Origin of the sequence: Xanthomonas bonasiae (assembly GCF_014836395.1) — a bacterium.
In the GTDB taxonomy this organism is placed as follows: domain Bacteria; phylum Pseudomonadota; class Gammaproteobacteria; order Xanthomonadales; family Xanthomonadaceae; genus Xanthomonas_A; species Xanthomonas_A bonasiae.
This window is the reverse complement of sequence record NZ_JACSQX010000009.1, coordinates 179,011-196,219: the sequence shown is the minus strand read 5'-3', so window position 1 is coordinate 196,219 and position 17,209 is coordinate 179,011. Positions and strand designations below refer to the sequence as shown.

Annotated in this window: 8 protein-coding genes; 5 read left to right on the top strand and 3 right to left on the bottom strand. The window is 69.0% G+C overall.

Going from position 1 to position 17,209, the window contains the following annotated elements; genetic code table 11:
* The first annotated feature begins 106 nt into the window (after window positions 1–106).
* The 3 genes from H9658_RS15985 to H9658_RS15975 all read left to right on the top strand — a co-directional run bounded on the left by H9658_RS15985 (window position 107) and on the right by H9658_RS15975 (window position 7,279).
* Window positions 107–4,144, top strand: a complete 4,038-nt coding sequence (locus tag H9658_RS15985) for a hypothetical protein (RefSeq protein ID WP_191826088.1) — start codon at window positions 107–109, stop codon at window positions 4,142–4,144.
* Between the two features lie 133 nt (window positions 4,145–4,277).
* On the top strand, window positions 4,278–6,425 hold the full coding sequence (locus H9658_RS15980; RefSeq protein WP_191826087.1) for a S46 family peptidase: 2,148 nt from the start codon (window positions 4,278–4,280) through the stop codon (window positions 6,423–6,425).
* Between the two features lie 236 nt (window positions 6,426–6,661).
* A complete protein-coding gene (locus H9658_RS15975; RefSeq protein WP_191826086.1) occupies window positions 6,662–7,279 on the top strand; it encodes a DNA-3-methyladenine glycosylase in 618 nt (205 codons plus the stop codon).
* 742 nt (window positions 7,280–8,021) lie between these two features.
* Here the strand turns inward: H9658_RS15975 and H9658_RS15970 are convergent.
* Entirely contained in the window at window positions 8,022–8,585 is a 564-nt protein-coding gene (locus H9658_RS15970) for a gluconokinase (protein ID WP_191826085.1), read from the bottom strand.
* A gap of 151 nt (window positions 8,586–8,736) precedes the next feature.
* Between H9658_RS15970 and H9658_RS15965 the strand changes: the two genes are divergently transcribed.
* On the top strand, window positions 8,737–10,116 hold the full coding sequence (locus H9658_RS15965) for an MFS transporter (RefSeq protein WP_191826084.1): 1,380 nt from the start codon (window positions 8,737–8,739) through the stop codon (window positions 10,114–10,116).
* Window positions 10,113–12,512 carry a GH36-type glycosyl hydrolase domain-containing protein gene (locus H9658_RS15960; RefSeq protein WP_191826083.1) on the top strand — a complete coding sequence of 800 codons (2,400 nt, stop codon included), beginning with the start codon at window positions 10,113–10,115 and terminating at the stop codon, window positions 12,510–12,512. Before H9658_RS15965 ends, H9658_RS15960 begins: the two co-directional genes overlap by 4 nt.
* A 119-nt stretch (window positions 12,513–12,631) precedes the next feature.
* On the opposite strand, the gene H9658_RS15955 is transcribed toward H9658_RS15960, so the two are convergent.
* Entirely contained in the window at window positions 12,632–15,058 is a 2,427-nt protein-coding gene (locus H9658_RS15955; RefSeq protein ID WP_191826082.1) for an AAA family ATPase, read from the bottom strand.
* A 166-nt stretch (window positions 15,059–15,224) separates the two neighbouring features.
* Window positions 15,225–17,129, bottom strand: a complete 1,905-nt coding sequence (locus H9658_RS15950) for a GGDEF domain-containing protein (protein ID WP_191826081.1) — start codon at window positions 17,127–17,129, stop codon at window positions 15,225–15,227.
* Window positions 17,130–17,209 lie beyond the last annotated feature (80 nt).

Sequence of the window (17,209 nt, the reverse complement as noted above, 5' to 3'; positions counted from 1 at the left end):
AAAGTTCTCCAGCGCGCTACCACGATGACATCTTGTAAACTCGTCGGCCGGTAGCGGGCCTTGGGCACGACACTCGATCTGCAGGCCTGGATGGAAGTGCCGGGCCTTGCTGCACCTTTCCTACGTAGACATGGATGGCACCGTGGACTTGATTTCTTCCTATTCGCGCTTCTATGCGCTCCCGCTTACCGAGCAGATCGTTGCGGCGATCACCTCCGATTTCGCCGCGCTGGATGTCCCCGATCTGGTCCAGGCGCACCTGGGCAACAATCCGCGGTACTTCGGCGGCATCGACAAGACGCTTTCCGGCTTTGTCGTGCTGGACGACGCGGGCGACAACTACACCCTGCTGGATCTGCGAGGAGGCGGCCAGGTGTGGTGGCAGGACCACGAGACCCGTCAGGTGGAGCCGCGTTTCGCCAGCCTGGCCGATTACCGGGCCTTCCGTGCGCAGATGTGGGAAAAAGAACTGGAGTTGGACGAACTCGACGATTGGGAGGTGGGCGACGACAGGGAGGATGCGGAGGCGGAGTTGTTGCACGAGTACGCATGGACGCCTTCTCCGCAGGACTTCGTCAGCGCCAATCTGCTTACGCGCTACCAATGGCTGATGCAGGCGCTTTCGCAGCCATCCTGCGACGACCAGGGCCATCCCTTGCAGGGTCCGGATGCGCTGGGTGCCGAGGCGTTCAACCACTATCTGAGCACCTTCCCCACCAAGGAAGACGAACAACGCGAATTCGACAGGGCGCTGCCTGCGATGCGCGGGGATGTGCACCTGGCCATCTACTGGCTGCTGCACACGCGCCTGCTCGGCCAGGATGCACGGCTTGCGCAGGTGCTGGAGCAGGTCGCCGGGGTGGAGACGCCATTGCTGCGCGCGTTCGTGGACACCTTCGGGGCGATGGCCGACGACGCGGACCTGCCGGTCGTTCCGGATTTCCGCCACCGCCGCGCACGCATGCTGGTCTGGGCGCAGATCGACACCAAGGCGCCGGTTGCGCAGCGGCTGCGGGCGCTTGCGGTATCGCCCAAGTCCGTCGGCGCGATGGTTCTGGATCATATCGACAGCGCGCTGGAACGCGATCCCGACGCGCTGGACCCGGCCACCACCCTGCAAGTGCTGGATCGCATCAGCGACACCGATGCGCCGGCGACATGGGCCCTGCGTGCGCGCATGCAACTGCGCCTGGGCCAGGATGCGGGCGCGGCTGCGGACACCGCCACGCGATTGCTCGCCGCGTCAACGACCGTGGATTGGCAGGTCATCACCATCCTCCTGAACCCGATTCACCAGGCCATCGGCGACGGTCGTGCGCTGCTGGCCGTCGTACAGCCGCTGCTGGCATGGGACGACCTGATGCTGCGCGTGCTGGACCTGGCCGAGCATGCGCAACGGTTGCTTGGCGACGAGGAACCGTCGCTCAGTGCCGAGGCGCTGGCCCAGAATCGTCGCCTGGCCGAGGACCTGCTCACCATCTGGGATGCTCCCAGCTTCGCCGAGGGCGTCGCCCAGGCCGCACCGGCCACGCGCGATGCGATGGCGATGCGGCTGGCGCGCCGTCCGGACCTGGCGGACGACGATGATGAGCGGCGATGGGCAATCCGCCATCTGCTCGACAGCACGCTGCCGACGCGGCTCGCGCTGGTGCAGCGCGCCCTGCCGCAGCTGAGCGGCGCACTGCAGACGTCCCTGTTGCCGGAACTGTGCCGCAGCGTCACCGATGCCGGCGACGCGCTGGTCCCCATGCTGGTAGCGATGATCGGCGAGCCGCCGGCCGGCGACTATCTCGCCGAATTGGACGCCGATGAACGGGTCGACGCCATCCTTGCGGGCCTGCAGGGGTTCTGGGGCGACGCGCGCCTGTTCGAGCCGCTGATGACGCTGTTGCAGGACGCACCGGTGAAAAGCGTGCTGACCGATCGGGTCGGTGAGGCCATTAAGCGCCTGCGGGAGGTGCTGGACACGGTCCAGCGCCAGCGTCTGTTCCACTGGGCCTTGGCCCGCGTGCAGGCCCGCGCGGCGGCGCTCGCGCCGGATGGCAGCGACGACTACCCGGCGAAGCGCGTGCTGGAAGCAATGACCTCGGCGGACATGGCCGACACGATCCGCATCGCGCTGGAAGACGCGTCGGCCGCGATGCAGCGTGGCGAACATGCGCACAAGGAAGTGCTCGATACGCTGTACGGGAGTCTGGGCTACATGGGCCCACAGGCACCAGGCAACACCGCCTACCTGTTCTCGCGCCTGTGGGACGAGAAGGGCTTCCCGCGCGGCCTGTGTTTGGCAGTGCACAAGTGCTGGACGCCGGCATTGCATGACCAGATCCTGGAGCGCCTGCGTGAGCAGCCGTCCATCGCCGCGGCGGCCCTGTACTGCGCAAGTCACGGCTGGGAAAGCCGCCACAGCGAAACGCTGGACGTCGCCGAGCTGGTGCTGGCCTGGCCGCTACCGGAGGACGCAGCCGAGCGTGGGCTGCGCAAATATGTGCTGCTGAAGGGCTGCGTTGCGGCCCTGTCGCTGAAGAAGTACGCGCAGGTGCGCACCCTCTATCCGGCCGCGAGTGCGATCGACGCCACCGCCTATCAGGTGGGAGCGCACACCACTACCGTGTTCGATCCGTTCGCCGACAGCGATTTGCAGGCCAAGTTGCGCAATGCGCTGGATGGCAAGGGAGAGCAACAACAGACTGCGTTGCTGTCACGGCTGCAGAAGGCACGCGGCAAGGGCGTGCCCGTCACCGGGCTTGCCCCGAAGGCACTGGGCGAGCTGGCCGGGGCCGACGTGGCCTTCCTGTGGTTCAGCCATCCCGACACCGGCGCCACGCTGTTCCAGGACGTGCGCGGGGACGTGCACTACTTCGATGGCTACGGCCTGGCCACGCCGCCTTTCGAGGCGCACGCGGAGCAGGCCATCGGGCCGGACGTCTTCCACGACGCCGTGGATGTTTCCGCGCGACTGACCTTGTGGCGCGGCGAGGCGCTGTACGACTGGACCCGCCTCGGCGCGGCGATCAGTGCGGTACACGGCAAGGCAGGCCTCGGCCAGGTGCGCATCGCCATCCGCTGCGCTACGGCGGACGACGCAGCGCGCCTGCTGGACAGCATCGCCGCCCACCCGCCGCAGGGATTCGTGGCCAGCGACCCCTGGTATCGGCCGGGCCATGGCGCAATCGCTCGCTCCCTGGCCGATCCGCGCCGGGAAAACCTTCACTCGCTGTACCTGCGCTACAACGCATGGGACGACCCCAGCGACACTTGCCTGGTGGGCGCGCACGCCATTGCGGCGATGGACGCGCTGGAAGTGGACGCGCGCCGCGCCGGCGGTTACACCTGCAGCATCGAATACCTGGACGTCGACAAGCGACCGCAGGACCTGCCGTTGCTGGAGGGATTCGAGTACCTGCGCCACCAGCAAGCCGACACGCTTGCCCAGGCCGTGGCGCAGACGCTGGAAGGCCTGGCCGGTTATCTGGCCGCCCATGCGCTGCAGCCGGCTGGCGCCGCGCTGGAGTCGCGTTGCGATGGCCCCGCCGCGCAGGTGGACATCGCGGCTCTGGCGCAAGCCCGCGCGCATCCCCTGCCCGATGCGCTGGTGGCGCTGTGGCAACAGCATGCCTCGATCGGCTGGCGCTATTCCGAGCAGGGCATGCGGCTGCTGTCCCCGGCCGAAGTGCTGGCCGCCACGCCGGTGGCCTCGCGGCAGCCGCTGGTGGTCGACGCGCAGGGCGCGCCGCAGTGGCTGTTGGGCGATACCGATGAGGTGTCCCGGCAGATAGTGCCGGCCGACAGCGATGAAGGCGAAGACCTGGACGACATCTCGGTAGGCGATGCGCTGCGTCAAGCGCTGGTGGACACCCTGCTGGATGCCCTCGCGCGCGATATCGTCGACGCCGCCCTGCTCTGGCATGGGCAACGTGGCGACGCGCGGATCGAGCGCCTGCAGCTCGGCAACGCACGCAACCTGACCACCCTGCGCCTGGACCGCGATGCCGCCATCCTGGCGATTCGCAAGGGTCCGCGAAGCTACAAGGGCGATGTGTCGTTCAAGCATTTCGATACGCTTGCCGCAGCCGAGGCGGCATGGGCCAAGGCTCGCGCCACCGCGGAATCGGCCGGCCAGGTGCCCGAGTCGGCGAGCTGACCTTGTGCGGGGGCGACAGTTCCGGACCGGGCTCTGCTTCAGGTCCGGTGCTGGCGCGGCAAGGGTGTGCGCAGATTGCTACACGCGCAGTGGCCGGCTAAGGTTGGGACTCGACTTGTAGCGAATCAACTGCATGCCAGCACCCAGCACTCTCGCCGCCTCGCTCACCCTGGGCCTCGCCCTCACCGCGACCGCCCATGCCGACGAAGGCATGTGGATGCCGTCGCAGTTGCCGGAGCTGGCCAAGCCGTTGCGCGACGCTGGCTTTCGTGGGGACCCGCGCGATCTGGCGGCAGTGACGCAGCCGCCGTTGAGTGCGGTGGTGAAGGTCGGGGGCGGGACCGGGGCGTTCGTGTCGGGCGAGGGCTTGCTGCTGACCAACCACCATGTGGCCTATGGGGTGATCCAGTACAACACCTCGGCCAAAGAGAACCTGATCGAGCATGGTTTCATCGCCAAGGACCGCGGCGACGAGCGCGCGGCCAATCCGGATTTCCGGGTGCTGGTGACGGTGGGTTTCGACAAGGTCACCGACGCGGTGCTGGGGCCGGCCAAGGGCAAGACCGGGCGCGCCTACTTCGATGCGGTGGATGCGGCGAGCAAGCGCATCGTGGCCGATTGCGAGCGCGAGGGCGGGGTGCGCTGCAGCGTGGCCAATATGTATTACGGCACCGACTTCTACCGGATCCGCCAGCTGGAGCTGCGCGACGTGCGCCTGGTGTATGCGCCGCCGCGGGCGATCGGCAACTATGGCGACGAAATCGACAATTTCATGTGGCCACGGCACAGCGGCGACTTCACCTTGCTGCGCGCCTACGTCGGCAAGGACGGCAAGCCGGCCGACTACAGCGCCGACAATGTGCCCTATCAGCCGCCGGCGCATCTGCAGATCGCCACGCAGGGGCCGAAGGCCGGAGACTTCGCGATGCTGGCCGGCTATCCGGGCATCACCTATCGGCATCGCACGGCGGCGGAGTTCGACGAGCAGGTGAACTGGACGCTGCCGCAGCGGGTGGAGGTGTATGACCAGATGATCGCGGTCATCGAGGCGGCGGGCAAGGCGGATGCGGAGGCGCGCACGCGCTATGCGGCGCAGCTGCAGTCGCTGAAGAACAATCGCAAGCGTGCGGCCGGCGAGCTGGAAGGCATGCGGCGCAGCGATGCCGTGCGGCTGCGCGGCGAGGACGAGCGCGGGATGCTCGCCGCCACGCATGGCGACGATGCGCGCGACATCGCGGCCTTACAGTCTCTGTTGGCTGAGGCATCGGCGCTGCGCGAGCGCGATTTGCTGCTGACCTTGATCGGGACCCAGACCCAGCTGTTGCGCTCGGCGTTGACGCTGGAGCGGCTGCGTTTGGAGTCGGCCAAACCCGACGAGCAGCGCGAAAGCGGCTACCAACAGCGCGACCAGGCGCTGATCGAGGGCACGCTGAAGCAAGTGCAGCGGCGCTATTCGCCTGCGGTGGAGAAGGCGCTGCTGAGCGCCCTGCTGACCCGCTACCAGCAATTGCCCGATGCGCAGCGCGTGCCTGAATTCGACGCGGCGTTCGGGCGCACGCAGGCGCAGTTGCAGCAGGCCTTGGACAAGCTCTACGCCGGGACCAGACTGGGCGAGGAGGCCGAGCGCCTGTCGCGCCTCGCCGCCGCGCGCGAGGCCAAGCCGGTGGCGGCCGATCCGCTGATGGCGTTGGCCGCGGCGCTGGTGCCGGCGCAGCTGCGCCTGGAGAACGAGCGCAAGGCGCGCGAGGGCGAGCAGTTGCGCCTGCGTCCGGCCTACATGCGTGCGCTGTTCGCCTGGCGCAAGCAGCAGGGGCGGGCGGTGTATCCGGATGCCAACAGCACGTTGCGGATCAGCTATGGCCGGGTCGAGCCGTTGGCGCCGCGCGATGCGGTGAGCTTCGCGCCGGTGACCACGGTGGCCGGCATCGTCGAGAAGAACACGGGGCAGGTGCCGTTCGATGCGCCCAAGCCGCTGCTCGCGGCGATCGCCAAGGGCGACTTCGGCAGCACCGCGGATGCGCAGCTGAAGACGCAGCCAGTGAATTTCCTGACCAATCTGGATACGACCGGCGGCAATTCCGGATCGCCGGTGCTCAACGCGCGCGGCGAGCTGATCGGGTTGAACTTCGACAGCAACTGGGAGGCGGTCAGCGCCAGCTGGTGGTACGACCCACGCTACAAGCGTGCGATCCATGTGGACATGCGCTACCTGCGTTGGTTGCTGGCGAAGGTGTATCCGGCGCCGCAGCTGCTGCAGGAGCTGCGGTTGCCTGCGGAATGAGTAAGGCCGTGCCCGGCAAGTGCCGGGCTTGGTGCTCCACAGTGATGCCGGCGGCCGGAGTGCGGCGCGCGGCATTTGGATGGAGCAGCGTGCATCCGGGTGCGGCGCCATGCGCGGTGGCCCGTCGCCGGCCAGGCGGTGCCGTGGTGCGCGCGCTACGATCCGCGTGTTTCGGCGCGCATGCTGATCTGCACGCGCCGCAACGTTCTTCACGGGCGTCCCGGTAGGTTGTGGCGATGTTGCCGACACCGCTGCCGCGCACGTTCTACGCCCGCGACGCGCGCCTGGTGGCGCCGCAGCTGTTGAACAAGCTGCTGATCGCCGACGACGGCCGCTGCGGTCGCATCGTCGAGGTCGAAGCGTACTGCGGCGCCGAGGATCCGGCGGCACATTCGTTCCGCGGCATGACCCCGCGCACGCAGGTGATGTTCGGGCCGCCCGGCCATCTCTACGTCTACTTCATCTACGGCATGCATTGGGCGCTCAACGCGGTGTGCGGCGGTGCGCCCGGGCATGCGGTGCTGATCCGTGCGCTGGCGCCGGTCGCAGGAATCGAGGCGATGCAGCTGGCGCGCGGCGCGGGACGTATCGCCGATCTCACCTGCGGGCCCGGCCGGCTGGCAAAGGCGTTTGGTGCTTCGGGTGCGGACAACGGGCTGGATCTGACCCAGGCCAGCTCGCGCCTGTGGCTGGGTGAGGATGGCACGCCTCCACCTGCGGATCCGGTCGCCACGCCGCGCATCGGAATCAGCAAGGCTACGGAGGCGTTGTGGCGTTGGTATGTGCCTGGCGATCCGAACGTATCGGGGCCGTCATCGTCGGGAACGAAGCGCAAGGTTGTGCGCAAAGGCTGAGTAGCGAGGGACCTCATCCACAGGCGTAACGCTCGCGGTGCGATGGCGTGGCCGCGATCAAAGGCGTCGGGACTGAAGTCCCTCCCACAGTGCACAAGCCAGCATCCCGCGAACCGCTGTAGGAGCGGCTTCAGCCGCGACGAGCGAAGCGGCAGCGTTACCGTGACCTGCACGAGTCGGGGCTGAAGCCCTCCCTCCCACCGTGCGCCCAGCGAGCAAGCCGCAGGCTCCTTATGGGAGCGACTTCAGTCGCGACGAACGAAGCGTTGGAGTGGCCGCGACAAAAATGGTGGCCGTGCTGCCCCTCTCCCAAAAGTGCGTCATGTGAACTGCCCGCCAATTCATTATAGGGGCCACCTCGACCGCGATGATTGAAGCGGCGTAGTTGCCGCGTAGCTGCGGCGATCGTAAGGCGTCGGGACTGAAGTCCCTCCCACAGTGCACACACCCAGTTCTCCGCGAGCCCTGTAGGAGCGGCTTCAGCCGCGACGAGCGAAGCGGAGAAGTCTCTCCAGTTGGGAAGTTGTCGGGGCTAAAGCCCCTCCTACAAAAGCTCAGGTGCGTCGCTGCAGCGACAGGCGCTGGATCGCCCCGCCGATGGCAGCCGCGATGCTGACAATGCGATTGAGGCAACTTCACACGCATGAGGATTGCCGAACGTGTCATCGCGTCAATCGCCCGAGACCGTAAAAGCCGCATCGATGCCCGATATGATCGCCACAGCACGAGGCGAAGAATCACACTAGCCGGTGCCGACGCTCGCACCGATAGGCACCGCATCCAGCTGCGCAATCGCATCCGCCACCACCGCATCGAACGGCGCATCCACGTCCACCGAGAGCACGTCCGGCTCCTCCAGCGGCAGCTCCAACGTATCGATCTGACTCTGCAACAGGTCCGGCGGCATGAAGTGACCGCTGCGCCGTGCCAGGCGTTCGGCGATCACATGCGCGGCCGCATGCAGGAACACGAAACGCATCGGCACGCCGCTGTCGCGCAGCTGCTGCCGGTGCACACGGCGCAACCCGGAAAAGGCAAGCACGACGCTTTGGCCGGCATCGACCGATTGGCGCAGGCGCAGCGCCAGCGCCGCCACCCACGGCACGCGCTGCGCATCGGTGAGCGGCACGCCGCGCGCCATCTGCGCCTTGGCCTCGGCGCTGTGGAAGTCGTCCGCGTCCAGGAACACGAGGCCGTAGTGCGCGGCCAGCGCCTGCGCGACGCTGGTCTTGCCGCTGCCGGAAATGCCCATCACGACGATGGCTTCGCTGCGCTGCGGCACGGAATTCTGGGATGTCGCGTCCATCACGAGCGGTTATACCTTGCACGGGGTTTGGCATGATGCGCGCGTCGGCGTTGGCGATGCGCGCAGCGTGGTGTAGCGTCGGCACGCCACGATCAACGCAACGTGCCTGGCGCTGTTCCAATCATCGCATGACCAACCGACAGGATCGCCGATGCCCACCCCGCCGCAACGCGCCGATGCCCCGCTGCGCTGGACCGAGAAGGTCGGCTACGGCATGGGCGACATGGGTTTCAATTTCTACTGGGCCAACATCTCCGCGTTCCTGCTGATCTTCTACACCGACACCATGGGCCTGCCGGCGGCGGCCGTAGGCACGATGATCCTGCTGACCAAGGTGGTCGACGCGGTCACCGATCCGCTGATGGGGGCGATCGCCGACCGCACCCGCTCGCGTTGGGGCAAGTTCCGGCCGTATCTGCTGTTCGCGGCGCTGCCGATGGCCGCCAGCGGCGTGCTGGCCTACACCACGCCGGATCTGGGCCAGGGCGGGCGGCTGGTCTGGGCCTACGTCACCTTCGGCTTGATGATGCTGATGTACACGGTGATCAGCATTCCGTATTCGGCGCTGTCGGGGGTGATCACCGCCGACAGCCAGCAGCGCACCACGCTGATCAGCTTCCGCTTCATCGCCGCCTTCGCCGGCACCACGCTGGTCAACTACGCCACGCTGGACATGGTGCGCTGGTTCGGCAATGGCGACGATGCGCAGGGCTGGCAACGCACGATGCTGGTCTACGGCATCGCCGCGGCGGCGCTGTTCGCGATCGTGTTCGCGACCACGCGCGAGCGGGTGCAGCCGCTGCCGCAGCCGCGCGCGCCGGTGCTGCAGGACATCGCCGACCTGCTGCGCAATCCGCCATGGCGGGTGCTGTTCGCGCTGGCGCTGATCATCATGATCACCATCGTCATGCGCGCCGGCGCCGGCGTGTACTACTTCAAGTACTACGTCGGCCGCCCGGACCTGACCGGCTGGTTCCTGGGCAGCTATTCGGTGGCGCTGGCGGTAGGCGCGGCGGGCACGCCGCTGCTGACCCGGTTGTGCGACAAGCGCCGGCTGATGATGTGGCTGATGGCGGTGGTCGGCGTGCTCAGCTGCGCGATGTTCTTCATTCCGCGCGAGGCGATCTGGGCGCTGTTCGCGATCAACCTGCTGATCGGCCTGACGCTGGGTCCGAAATCGCCGTTGGCGTTCTCGATGTATGCCGACACCGCCGACTACACCGAATGGAAGACCGGGCGCCGCGCCACCGCGATGACGTTCTCGGCGGCGACGTTCTCGCAGAAGCTCGGCGGCGCGCTGGCCTCGGCCTGTATCGCGTGGATGCTGGCGGGCATGGGCTATGTGGCCAACCAGGCGCAGAGCGATGCGTCGCAGCTGGGTATCGTGCTGCTGCTGACGGTGATCCCCGGTGCGGTCGCGTTCCTGGCGGCGTGGACGATGCGGTTCTACCCGCTCGACGATGCGGCACTGCTGCGTATCCAGCAGGAACTGGCCGTGCGCAAGCGCGCCGCGGAGGAGGCAAGCGCATGAGCGTTGGCAATGAGGCATCCCGCGAGGCAACCGATCTGCTGGCGCCCAGCGCCGACGGCGAACGCTACGAACTGCACAGCCCGACGGCGCTGCCCAATGCCGGCGGCTTCCTGTGGAACCGGCGGATGATGATCCAGGCGACCTGCCGCGGCTACGCCACCGCGCAGTTCATGCAACCGGAGCCGGCCAAGTACGCGCATGCGCCGAACCTGGAAGCCAGGACCTTCATGCAGCCGGAGCAGCCGTACTACGCGCATCATCCCGGGCGTTTCTTCTATCTCAAGGACGAGGACAGCGGTGCGGTCTATTCGGTGCCGTACGAGCCGGTACGGGCGACGCCGCAGGCGTTCCGTTTCTCGGTCGGCAAGCGCGACATCGCCTGGTGCGTGCGTTACGCCGAGATCGAGGTGGAGGTGCGCCTGCAGTTGCCGGTCGATGATACGGTCGAACTGTGGCAGTGCCAGGTGCGCAATCTGGACGGGCGCGCGCGGCGGATCGCGCTGTATGCGTATTTCCCGGTCGGCTACATGTCGTGGATGCACCAGAGCGGCGAGTACCGCGCCGACCTGGGCGGCATCGTCTGCCGCAGCGTCACGCCATACCAGAAGGTCGAGGACTACTTCCGCAATCGCGACTTCAAGGACTGCACCTTTCTGCTGCACGAGCTGGCGCCGGATGCGTGGGATGCGCGGCAATCGGCATTCGAGGGCGAGGGTGGCCTGCACGCGCCGAGCGCGGTGCTGCAGCCGCGGCTGGGCGGCAGCGATGCGCGCTACGAAACGCCCACCGCGGCCTTGCAGTACTGCCTGACGCTGCAGCCGCAGCAGGAACAGACGTCGCGTTTCCTGTTCGGCCCGGCACGCGACGATGCGGAGATCGCTGCGCTGCGGCAGCGCTATCTGTCCGCTGCCGGCTTCGCCGAAGCGGCGGCTGCGTACGGCGATTATTTGAACGAGGCGGCCGGCTGCCTGCACATCGCCACGCCCGATCCGTGCCTGGACAACCTGGTCAACCACTGGCTGCCGCGGCAGGTGTTCTATCACGGCGACGTCAACCGCCTGACCACCGATCCGCAGACCCGCAACTTTCTGCAGGACCATATGGGCATGAGCTTCCTGCGCCCGCAGACCGCACGTGCGGCGCTGCTGCATGCGCTGTCGCAGCAGGAAGCCAGCGGCGCGATGCCGGACGGCATCCTGCTGATCGAGGGCGCAGAGCTGAAGTACATCAACCAGGTGCCGCATACCGACCATTGCGTGTGGCTGCCGGTGTTCCTGTCGGCGTACCTGGACGAGACCGGCGATGCGGCGCTGCTCGACGAGGTCGTGGTCGGTGCCGACGGGCACGGCGCCAGCGTCGCCGGACGGCTGGACGCGGCGATGCGCTGGTTGCTCGGCGCGCGCGACGCGCGCGGGCTGAGCTACATCGCGCAGGGCGATTGGTGCGACCCGATGAACATGGTCGGCTATCGCGGCCGCGGCGTGTCCGGCTGGTTGTCGGTGGCCACCGCCTACGCGCTGCAGCTGTGGGCGACGCTCTGCGAACGTCATGGCCGCCAGGCGCAGGCGGCGGCGTTTCGCTCCGGCGCGGACGAGGTCAATGCCGCGGTCAACCGCGAACTGTGGGATGGCGACTGGTATGCGCGCGGCATCACCGACGACGGCGTGCGTTTCGGCATCAAGGACGACGCGGAGGGCCGCATCTATCTCAATCCGCAGAGCTGGGCACTGCTCGCGGGTACGGCGGATGCGGAGCAGCGCAAGCGTCTGCTGCAGGCGGTCGATGCGCAGCTGGACACGCCGTACGGGCCGACCATGCTGGCGCCGCCGTATACCGCGATGCGCGAGGACGTTGGCCGGCTCACGCAGAAGCATCCGGGTTCGGCGGAGAACGGTTCGGTCTACAACCACGCCGCCGCGTTCTACCTGCATGCGCTGTACGCGATCGGCGACGCCGACCGTGCCTGGCGCGTGTTGCGCGCGATGATCCCGGGGCCGGACCTGGCCGACTACCTGCAGCGCGGGCAGTTGCCGGTGTTCGTGCCGAACTATTATCGCGGCGCCTGGCGCGAGCTGCCGCGTACCGCCGGCCGTTCCAGCCAGTTGTTCAACACCGGCACCGCGGCGTGGCTGTACCGTTGCCTGATCGAGGGCCTGTTCGGGCTGAAAGGCGAGGGCGAGGCGCTGTGCGTGCGCCCGCAGTTGCCGTCGCACTGGAGGCAGGCCACGGTGCAGCGCCGGTTTCGCGGGGCGGTGTTGGAGGTGCGCATGCAGCGCGCTGCGGGGTGTGTTGCGCCGCAGGTCAGCGTGGATGGGCAGGTGCTGGACGTCGCGCGCATCGAGGGCATCGAGGCGGGGCGCCGTTATCGGGTCGAGGTGATGTTGCCGGAGGGGTGAGGGCGGCTCGGGCGATCGGGATGCGAATGGTATCTGTCGCGGCTGAAGCCGCTCCTACACTGGGCCCAGTCGCATGTCTGCTCCTGTAGGAGCGGCTTCAGCTGCGACAGGACGGCGCGCTATGCCCGCGCCTCATCCGCGGTGTCGATCAGGTCCTGCCATTGCAGCCGGGTGCTTGCCGCATCGTCGCTTTCCAGCAGGGCGCGGCGCGCGGCGCGGCGCATGGCGCGGCTGATCCAGGTCTGCAGGTCGCGGCCGGAGCGGCCTTCGCTGCGCTCGGCCAGCCAGGTGGCCGCCTCTGTTGCGTCGAATGCCAGCGGTTTGCCGTGCAACAGGCGCGCCACGATCGCGCTGCGTGCGGCGCGGTCGGGCAGGCCGATCTCGATCTGCCGGTCCAGCCGCGACAGCAGCGCCGGGTCGATCGCCGCGGCATGGTTGCTGGCGGCCAGCAGGAATACCTGCCCGGCCTGGCTGGCGACGCCGTCCAGTTCCTGCAGCAGCTGGCCGACGATCTCGCGGGTCAGCGCATCGTCGCCGTCGGCGCCGCGCGCCGGGGCGACGATGTCGATCTCGTCGACGAACACGATGCACGGCGCCTGCGCGCGGGCGCGCTCGAACGCGGCCTGCACGCGCTGGCCCGACTGGCCCAGGTAGGCGGCCTTGAGGTCGGCGCCGGTCAGGGCGATGAAGGCAAGTCCCGACTGGCTGGCCAGGATCCGCGCGAGCTGGGTCTTGCCGGTGCCGGGCGGCCCGTACATCAGGATCCCGCGCGGCACCGGCACGCCCAGCGTGGCCAGCGTCTCGGCATTGCGCAGTTCCTTGCCCAGGCCGACGAATTCCTCGATCACCGGTGCCGGCAGCACGATGTCGTTCCAGTCCAGCGGCGTCACCCGGGTGGACCCCTTGCCGCGCAGCAAGCGCAGTTGCGCCAGCAGCGCGTCGCCGTCGAGTTCGCCGTCCATGCACTCGGCGGCGACCCGCGCCACCAGCGTGTGCAGGTCGCGGCCGGACAGACCGCTGCTGTCGGCGACCACGCGCGGGTCCAGCGCCAGCGCGAAGCCGGCGCGTTGCAGTTCGCCGCCGAGGATGCGCGCGCGCGCATCGGCATCCGGCAGGCCGATGCCGATGCTGGCGGTGAAGCGCGACATCACCGCGTCGTCGAGCAGTCCGGGACGGTTGGTCGCGCCGATCACCAGCACCTGGCCGCGCGCCTCGTGGAAGCCGTCCCATTCGGCGAGGAAGGTCTGCACCAGCTCGGCGCCGAAGCTGTCGCTGTCCACGCCGCCGCGGCGCGCGAACACGCTTTCGCATTCGTCGATGAACAGGATCGCCGGCGCCTTGGTGCGGCAGCGCTGCCAGATCGCCTGCACCTTGGGGCCGGTGTGGCCGACGTGCGCGGCCTTCAGGTCGGCCACGCCCAGCGCTTCGAAATGGCAGCCGGCATGGCGCGCCAGCTTGCGCGCGATCAGGGTCTTGCCGGTGCCCGGCGGTCCGTGCAGCAGCATGCCCTTCGGCGCCGGCGTGCGCCCGGACACGAACAGGTCCACCAGCTTCAGGATCTGGTCCAGGGTGTTATCGGGCAGCGCCACGTCGGCCCAGTGGCGGTGGATGGCGTCCATGCTCTGCAGCCGCTGTTGCAGCATGCGCTGCTGGCTGCGCGCTTCCATCCACGCGTCCACGTGCCGGTGCAGCTCGGCGATCGGCTGCGATTCGGCCGCCGCGTTCATCGCCACGGCCAGCGCCAGGGCGTGCAGCTGCGCCTGCGCCTCGGCATCCAGCTCGGCGGCGATCGGGATCAGCGCCGCGGCGTGGGACGCGTCCGGCAACACCAGCAACGCTTGCACCTGCGGCTCCGGTTCGGCACCGTCGTGCAGCGCCAGCATGCGTGCGCCGAACAGGTCGCCGTGCGCCGCGGCGATCTGCCAGCGGCCCTGCAGTTCGCGCAGCGGCCATGGCGCGCGGGTGACGCGGTACGGAAAGGCGGCGTCGTGGCGGCTGTCGCTGGCGAACTGCAGCAGCGCCAGCGGCCGTTGCGCGAAACCGTTCAACCGCGCGCGTTCGTCGTGGCTGACATGCCGGGCCAGCAGTTGCGCGCCGCCGATCACCAGCAGCACATACGCCAGCAGCGACGGCAGCACGCGCTGCAGCAGCTGCAGGGTGTCGCGCTGCATGCCCAGATGGCGCCACCAGTCCAGATAGCCGCGCGCGTCGCCGAGCCAGTGCGCGCTCATCCATGGCAGCGCCAGCAGCAGGAAGGCGAGTAGCGCCAGCCGCCAGCGCCAGTCCGGCAGCAGCGGGCGCAACAGCAGCGCCGGCCACCACGCGCGGCGGCGTTCGCGGCGCAGCACCGCGCTCGCGGCCTGCGCGGCCTGCGCGACGAAATCGCGGCGGATCGTGGCCACGGCCTGTTCCACCGCCGGCAGATGCCGCTCCACCTCGGTTTCGGCAGCGGCCTGCCGCGCCTGCGCCTGCTGCAACTGGGTCTGCAGCCGCAGCCGTTGCTGCTGCAGATAGCTCGCCCGCGACTCGACTGGGACGGACGACATCAGCGTGGGCGGGTATAGGTGTTCACCGCACGGATCTTAGCGTGTCGCACCCGCGGCACTGCGCCGCCGCTGCACTGCGGCACATGGCCCCTCTCCCGCTGGGAGATGGGGTGGGGTGAGGGGACGGCCGCCGCGGCCCACGGCGGCGCCGCGCGTGCGCACGCGCTCACGTGCGCTGCACGTCCGGCGCGGCGAACGCGCGCGTCCACAGCAGCGGATCGCTGCCGTCGAGCAGCACCCAGCCTTGCGCGCGCGCGCGCACCGGATCCGCCAGCACCTGTTGCGGCGTGACCGTCACGTCGCCCGGCGTGCCCCACAGTCCGGCCCAGGCGTTGCCGCCGGCGTGGCCGGCCGCCTGGACCGCGCATTCGGCCAGCGCCACGGCGTCCTGCAGGCGCGCATCGGGCCGGCGGAACAGCGGGAACGGCGCTGCGCCGACCGACACCGTCAACGGCAGCAGTTCGCCCTGGCCGGCTTCCACGCGCAGGCGTTCGACCGCACCGCGCAGGTGCGCGGCCAGCGCGAACGCGGCCGCCGCGGAGGTGTCCGCGCGCACCACCAGGAATTCCTCGCTGCCCCAGCGTGCGATCAGGTCGCCGGCATCGCAGCTCTCGCGCAGGCAGCCGGCTAGCGCCAACAGCGCGCGGTCGCCGGCGGCATGGCCATAGCGCGCGTTCAACTCCTTGAATCCATCCACGTCGACCAGCAGGAGCGCACAGCGGCCGTCGGCCTCGCGCTTGTCCCGGCTCGGCGCGGCGAACAGCGCCTGCATCCGGCGTTCGGCTTCCGGCCTGTTCAGCAGCCCGGTCAGCGGATCGAGCAGGCTGCGTTCGGCCTCGCGGCGCTGGCGGCGGCGGTACAGGATCGCCAGGGCGACGCCGAGCGCCAGCACCAGCGCCAGGCCGATCGCGATGCGGCCGGCGTTGTCGGCGCGTGCCGCGCCCGTGTCGGCGATCGGCGGCAGCTTGCGCGCCGCATCGGCCTGCAGCTTGGCCAGCGAGACCAGGGTTTCGGCGCGGGCCTTGTCGCGGTCCATCGCGCGCGCCTGCTGCGCGTAGTGCGCCGCGGCGTCGGCATTGCCCAGCGCGGCATGGATTTCGCTGATCAGGTCCAGTCCGTTGCGGATCTCCGCGGCGAAGCGGCTGCGCTCGGACAGCGTCTGCGCTTGTTCGGCGTAGACCAGCGCGTCCTTGGCCCGACCCTGGTCCAGGCGCAGCCGCGCCAGGCGTTGCAGCGTCACTGCGGCGCCTTGCGGATCGCCGTCGGCCTGCTGCCAGTACAGCGCTTTCTGCAACATCGGCTCGGCACGCTCGGCGTGGCCGCCGGCGCGTTGGATCTCGCCGCGGTGGCTGGCGATACGGTGCAGGAACAGGTCCTGGTTGGCCAGCTTGACGGCCACCGCGGTAGCGCGATCGAAGGCGGCGTCGGCCTCGTCGTAACGCTTGAGCATCAGCAGCGCGTAGCCGTAGTTGTAGTACAGCATCATGTCGGCCTGCGCCGGCGGCCGTTGCAGCTGTTCGGCCAGGGCGATGGCCTGGCGGAAGTAGTGCAGCGCGCCTTCCGAGTCGTCCAGCGCGTCGCCGCGCATCAGCGCGATGCCGGCCAGCGCGCCGATCTGCGCGACGGTGTCGCCGCTGCGCTGCGCATCGGCCTGAATCTGCTCCAGCAGTTTCAGCGCACGCGTCAGCTGGCCGCCCTGCTGCAGCAGCGCCGCCGCCTGCAGGCGGCCGCCGTTACGGACGAGCGGCGGCAACCCCGGTGTCTGCAGCAATGCCAGCAAGCGCTCGGTCGTCGCTGCCGCCTGCGTGCTGTCGCCCAGCATCTGCTGCGCGGTGGCCAGGCAGCCGGTCGCCCGTACCTGCACCGGTACCGGCAGGCCGGGCATGGTCAGCAGGTCGTTGGCGATATCCCGCGAGGCGCTCGGCTGCTGCGCGATGCTGGTTTGGCAGCGCCGCAGCTGCGGTTCGTACGGATCGGCGCCGGGAACGGTCTGTGCCAGCACCGGACTTGCCAGCAGGCCTGCGGCCACGAACACGGCCCGGCCCAGGCCGGTGAACAAGGGAAACGTCATCGATTTGTAATCCAGGCGCGTCGAGCGGCGGAATCGGCCCGTGCAGCATGCGCGGCAACCTGCAGGTCCAGGGCCGCGTC